Consider the following 6,132-nt stretch of genomic DNA (forward strand, 5'->3'; position numbering starts at 1 on the left):
CTGCGCCTTGGCATCCGCCAGCTGCTGCCACAGCGATGCCGCACCAGCCGCCTTGGCAACCGCTTCAAGCCGCGCCAGGTGTTGGGACAGGTCATCCTCGCTGGCGCGGATAATCCGTGTTGGCTGGTTATGTTCGGCTTCTACTTCGTGATGAGCTGGACGCCGAAGCTGCTGGTCTCGGCAGGGCTATCGGCACAGCAAGGCATCAGCGGCGGCGTACTGCTGAGCGTCGGCGGAATCTTTGGCGCCGCGCTGATTGGCGGCCTGGCCTCGCGCTGGCGGCTGACTCGCGTGCTGTCGCTGTTCATGCTGATTACCGCAGGGCTGCTGGTACTGTTCGTCGGCTCCGCGTCATCGGTATCGATGGCACTCGGTCTGGGTCTGCTGATCGGGCTGTTCGCCAACGGTTGCGTGGCTGGCTTGTACGCCTTGTCGCCGATTGTCTATGACGCTTCGGTGCGCGCGACGGGGGTTGGTTGGGGTATCGGTATCGGACGCATTGGCGCGATTCTTTCGCCGACCGTCGCAGGACTGTTGCTAGACAGCGGCTGGCAACCCCTGCACCTGTATGGGGTGTTTGCCGTGGTCTTCGTCATCGCCGCCGCTGTGCTTCTGGCATTGCGGCCTGCCGCCCAGCCACAGCCTGGCGCCCGACTCAGCCGGGCCTGACACCTGTGCAATGAGGTAGCGGGGGCCGCCCCCGCTACTGACTACATCCTCCAGGAAAAAAAACAATAATGACTTACCTTTCTCTCCCTCCCCGGGCGCTGCTCGGCGGTGCAATCGCGCTTGCCCTGATTCCTTCGGCGCACGCTGAAAGCGGTGGTTTTTTTGAGGATTCCAAGACCAGCCTGATGCTGCGAAATTACTACTTCAATCGTGATTTCAACGATCCTGGCGCCAGCAAGAGCAAGATCGAAGAATGGGCCCAGGGCGCGATCCTCAAGTTCAGTTCCGGCTACACCCCGGGCGTTGTCGGCTTTGGTCTTGATGGTATCGCGATGCTTGGCGTCAAGCTCGACAGCGGCCCGCAACGCAGCGGTTCGGAGCTGCTGCCGGTGCACGACGATGGTCACTCCGCCGACGACTACGGGCGCGCGGGACTGGCAGCAAAAATGCGTATTTCCGACACGGAACTGATGCTAGGCGAGCTCATGCCGGATATTCCCCTGCTGCGCTACGATGACGGACGCCTGCTGCCACAGACCTTTCAGGGCGCCATGCTGGTGTCCCGGGAGCTTCCCGGCCTGAACTTGCAGGCAGGTCAATACACCGCCGTGAGCCTGCGCAACTCTTCAGACATGCAAGACCTCTCGGCTTGGGCTGCACCCACCGTCATGTCGGACAGCTTCAACTATGCGGGTGCCGAATACCGCTTCAACGAACAACGGACCCTGATCGGCGCCTGGCACGCGCAGCTCGAAGACATCTATCAGCAAAGCTACCTGAACCTGCTGCATAAAGAGAAATTCGGGGACTGGACCCTCGGCGCGAACCTGGGCTATTTCAACGACAGGGATGACGGCAGCGCCCTGATCGGCAATGTGCAAAGCCATACCGCCTACGGATTGTTCTCCGCCAATCTGGGTGGCCACACGCTGTATCTGGGGCTGCAAAAGGTCAGCGGCGATACCGGCTGGATGTCCGTATATGGCAGCAGTGGGCGCACCCTTGGCAACGACATGTTCAACGGCAACTTCAGCAACGCCGACGAGCGCTCTTGGCAGGTCCGTTACGACTACAACTTCGTCGCCGTCGGCATCCCGGGCTTGCAGCTGATGACCCGCTACGGTCACGGCGACAACGCCACCACCAAGGCCGGCAGCAATGGCAAGGAATGGGAACGTGACACCGAGGTCAGCTACACCCTGCAAAGTGGCCCGCTGAAAAATCTCAGCATGCGGGTCAACAACGCTACCAACCGTCGTAGTTTCAACAGCGACTTCGATCAGACCCGCGTGATCGTCAGCTACCCGTTGTCACTCTGATCCTATCGCCCGGGGGCGCTTGTCGCCCCTGCATCTCCCCCCTCCTTGCGTTACTATGGCGAACCCCCTCTGGAAGTCGCCTGCATGAGCAAACCGGGTCAAATGGTGCTAGTCGCACTGCGAAAAATGATCGCCTCGGGCGAGCTGGCGGCCGGCGAACGGCTGATGGAGATTCCGACGGCGGAACGCTTCGGCGTCTCGCGCATGCCGGTGCGCATGGCCTTCCTTACCCTGGAACAGGAAGGCTTGCTGGTGCGCCATGGTGGACGGGGTTATCAGGTGCGCTCGGTGAGTGCCGAAGATATCGCCGGCGCCGTGGAAGTGCGCGGAGTTCTGGAGGGTCTGGCGGCCAGGCAGAGCGCTGAACGCGGATTGAGTGAGCAAGCACAGGCGGCGCTGCGCGAATGCCTGGTGCAAGGCGATACCTTGTTCGACAAGGGCTACGTGACTGAAGAAGACCTCGAGGTGTTCCATGACCTCAACATGCGCTTTCACCATGTGATCGTCGAAAGCAGCGCCAACCCGGCGATTGCCGAAGCCTTGGCGCGCAACGACCATCGTCCCTTTGCTTCAGTGTCAGCGCTGGCGATCGACCGCCAGGACATGGCACGTGAATACCGGCGCTTCAACTTCGCGCACATGCAACATCACTCGGTCTTCGACGCACTGGTCAGCCGCCAGGGCGCACGCGCTGAGGCCATCATGCGTGAACACGCCAATGCCACACTGAGATACGCCGAAGTGTTCGGTGCGATCAGCAACACCGATCGGATGAAGGTGATCGCGCGGGGCGAATGATTGACTGGTTCAGAGGTCCAGCACCAATAACGCGGATTTGGCCCTTGAACAGCAGGGCGTGAACTGATCATTGGCCGCCTGCTCGTCTTCGGTGAGGAACAGGTCGCGGTGATCCGGCACCCCTTCCAGTACTCGGGTCAGACAGGTTCCGCAGACACCCTGCTCACAGGAAATGGCAATCTCGACACCGTGACTTTCCAGCACCTGGACCACCGTCTTGTCGGCCGGAATGTCGAACACCTGCCCACTGTTGGCCAGCTTGACCTGGAACGACCCATCGGCACTGGTATCCACCGGCGCCGCGGCGAAGTATTCACGGTGCAAGTGCTCGTCGCTCCAGCCCTGGGCCTTGGCGCTGTCGAGCACATGCTGCATGAACCCTGAAGGGCCGCAGACATACAGGTGCACGTCAGGCTGCGGATTGACCAGGACCTCGGCGGCATCCAGGCGCGAATCGGCCTCTTCATCGAAATGCAGGTGCACGCGATCGGCAAAGGAGGCCCCTTTGAGTCGCTCGACAAAAGCCGCCCGTTCACTGGAGCGAGCACAATAGTGCAGCTCGAAATCGGCACCATTGTGTGCCAGTTGCTCGGCCATGCACAGAATCGGGGTAATGCCGATACCGCCAGCAAACAACAGGCTGCGCCGCCCCTCGGCCACCAGCGGGAACAGGTTGCGCGGCTCACTGATGAACAGCCGATCTCCGCTGTTGATCAGCTCATGCAGACTCTGGGAGCCACCGCGCGAGGCGACATCTTTCAGCACACCGATCAGGTAGCGATGCCGCTCTTGCGGGTGATTGCACAGCGAGTACTGGCGGATAAGTCCGCCGGGCAGGTGCACGTCGATATGGGCCCCGGCGCTGAAGCCGGGCAATAGCCCACCTTGGGCACAGGTCAACTCGTAGCTGCAGATATCCAGCGCTTCGTTGTTGCGGGATGTCACGACGACTTCAATCATGGCGCACCTTCAAGACCGGCCACCGCAGTGGCCTCAAACAGGATCAATGGGAGTGGACTGGCCTGGCGCTTGAGCTAGTTGGCCGTGGCAATCAGCTCGACAGCTGGCGCGCGCTCACGGGCGATGATGCGCTCCAGCACACGGCGGGACTGCACGCCACCAGCATCGATATTGAGCTTGAGCAGGTTGCGCTCGGGGTTGGCCAGCAGGTTCTTCTGCTGCTGTTCGAGCATGTCCAGGTCTTCACTGAAAATCTTGCCCTGGCCCTCGCGGATGGTGGCGGTCAGTTCTTCATCGTGGGGATTGAAATTGCGCGCCATGCCCCAGAAGTACCAGATCGACGTCTCGGTTTCCGGAGTAATGAAGTCGACCACGATACTGGCCGCCTTGTACTGCGGCTCGGCGTTGTAACCGCCCTTGCCGGCGTGGGCCACGCCCACCTCGATCAACACGTGGCTGGGCGGACTGAAGCGGCAGATCTGCCAACGGTCTACAGGCACGTCGTCGGCCAGATTGTTGCCACGCAGGGCCATGCGCCAGAACGGCGGCGCCATGATGTTTTCCATGTGCCGCGCGGTGACCACCTCGTCACCCTGGACAGTGGTGACCGGCGCCACTTCATCGATCTCTTTCTGGCCAATACTCGAAGCGTGCACGTAAGTTTCGTGGGTGAGATCCATCAGGTTATCGATCATCAGTCGATAGTCGCAATTGATATGGAACAGCCCACCGCCGTAGGCCCACTCATCACTGACAGCCCATTCCAAATGATGGATCAGTGCAGGATCAGCCTTGTCCTGCTCCCCAGGCCAGACCCAAATGAAACCGTAACGCTCTTCAACGGCGTAGGTTTTGTTGCACGGAAAGCCCCGTACGCGCTGACCTGGCATTTCGACGGTCTTGCCATCACAGCCCATGACCAGGCCGTGATAGCCACAGACCAGGTTGCCGTTCTCGACATAACCCAAGGAAAGGGGCGCGCCGCGGTGTGGGCAGAAGTTCTCGACGGCGGCTACGCGCCCTTCTTTCCCACGGAAGAAGACGATTTTCTCACCGCAAATCTGCCGCCCCAGTGGCTTTGAGGCGATCTCGTCGGGGGTGCAGGCAACATACCAGGTGTTTCTTGGATACATGCAGATCTCCAGCACAGGCTTGTTATTGTGGATCCATTAAATTGTATAAACCTCAATGAAGTCAACATAAACGCATTACAAGAACTTTAATGGATCCATGGATTGGAGGAAGTGCAGGCAGGACTGGTGAGCGCGCAAGAGACACTGAGAATGCGAACCGAATGACGAGATCCATTCGGACGCTAATTTTATGAATGGGGTTGCCGCATTTCCCGGGATTCTCAATGCGCACAACAAAGGTGTACCGACAGACCAGTTGACTAATGGGGAGCCCTTCATCGCAGGCAACCACTGATGTGCTCAGGAGCGTCCTGAATGGCGGCTTGGGGTCGTTTTCTGCCTCTCACGACGGGCAGAAAACCGTCAAAAGCGGTCTTTCACGACGGCCATTTAAGACGTGCGGACGCCCCATCAATGCCAGAGTTCACGATTGTTCCAGTAAGGCAAACCGCCTATTGATAGTGCACACAAAAATTTTTTGGTCACTTCAACATCACAAGTACCCGGAATAATCATCTTACGCCTGCGCTTACATCCGGTGATGTTCCAGCAAGAAGTCCACGAACAATCGCACCCGCGCCGGCATTGCCGAGCCACCTACGAACACCGCATGAATCGGTTCCTGGTCGCCAGGGTTCCAGGCTTCCAGCAGCGGTATCAGATCACCGCGCTGCAGATCTTCGCTCACGCTGAACTCGCCGATACGTGCAATACCGGCACCTACTCGCGCGAGTTGTGCCAGCGCTTCACCGCTGCTGCATTCGATGTTGCCGCTGACCTTCAGGGAAAACTCTTTTCCTTCGCGGATGAACGGCCAGTTGGGTTCGGCACGCCGGAAGTTGAAGCGCAGGCAGTTGTGCCGTAGCAGGTCTTCTGGTTCCTCGGGGATGCCGTGGCGCTGCAGATACTCGGGCGATGCCACTACTACCTGGCCGGTGTCGCCGATCCTGCGCGCGGTCAGCGGGCTGTCGGGCAGATGGCCAAAGCGTACCGCCACGTCGGCCTGACCGCCGAGAATGTCGACGACTTCGTCGCCAAGGGTGAGGTCGACGACGATGTTCGGGTAACGGGCGCTGAATGCTGCCACCAAGGGAACGATTGCCAGCCGCCCATGGCCGAGGGCGGCGCTGACCCGCAATCGGCCCCTGGGTACGCCCTGGTCGGCGATGGCTTCTTCGACCTCGGCCATGTCGGCCAGGATACGTCGGGCGCCGCGCAGGAAAGCCTCGCCCTCGGCGGTGAAGGTGATCGCT

The 6,132-nt window shown here is 60.1% G+C and carries 6 protein-coding genes; 3 read left to right on the forward strand and 3 right to left on the reverse strand.

Annotated elements, in window-relative coordinates:
- The 3 genes from GBC55_RS29325 to GBC55_RS29335 form a co-directional block, all read left to right on the forward strand.
- On the forward strand, positions 1 to 669 hold a 669-nt coding region (locus GBC55_RS29325), incomplete at its 5' end, for an MFS transporter (RefSeq protein WP_348650985.1).
- Positions 670 to 737: 68 nt separating this feature from the next.
- Positions 738 to 1,988 carry an OprD family porin gene (locus GBC55_RS29330; RefSeq protein ID WP_162441131.1) on the forward strand — a complete coding sequence of 417 codons (1,251 nt, stop codon included), beginning with the start codon at positions 738 to 740 and terminating at the stop codon, positions 1,986 to 1,988.
- Positions 1,989 to 2,072: 84 nt separating this feature from the next.
- Entirely contained in the window at positions 2,073 to 2,786 is a 714-nt protein-coding gene (locus GBC55_RS29335; protein WP_162441132.1) for a GntR family transcriptional regulator, read from the forward strand.
- Between the two features lie 9 nt (positions 2,787 to 2,795).
- Here GBC55_RS29335 and GBC55_RS29340 read toward each other — a convergent pair whose 3' ends face one another.
- From GBC55_RS29340 to GBC55_RS29350, 3 genes are all read right to left on the reverse strand, one after another.
- A complete protein-coding gene (locus tag GBC55_RS29340) occupies positions 2,796 to 3,746 on the reverse strand; it encodes a PDR/VanB family oxidoreductase (protein WP_162441133.1) in 951 nt (316 codons plus the stop codon).
- Between the two features lie 74 nt (positions 3,747 to 3,820).
- The gene (locus GBC55_RS29345; RefSeq protein ID WP_162441134.1) at positions 3,821 to 4,879 is read right to left on the reverse strand and encodes an aromatic ring-hydroxylating dioxygenase subunit alpha; all 1,059 of its coding nucleotides are present in this window, start codon (positions 4,877 to 4,879) and stop codon (positions 3,821 to 3,823) included.
- 529 nt (positions 4,880 to 5,408) lie between these two features.
- The coding region (locus GBC55_RS29350) for a LysR substrate-binding domain-containing protein (RefSeq protein WP_247267064.1) at positions 5,409 to 6,132 on the reverse strand (724 nt) is incomplete at its 5' end.

Source organism: Pseudomonas sp. TNT3 (assembly GCF_010095445.2).
Classification (GTDB): Bacteria; Pseudomonadota; Gammaproteobacteria; order Pseudomonadales; family Pseudomonadaceae; genus Aquipseudomonas.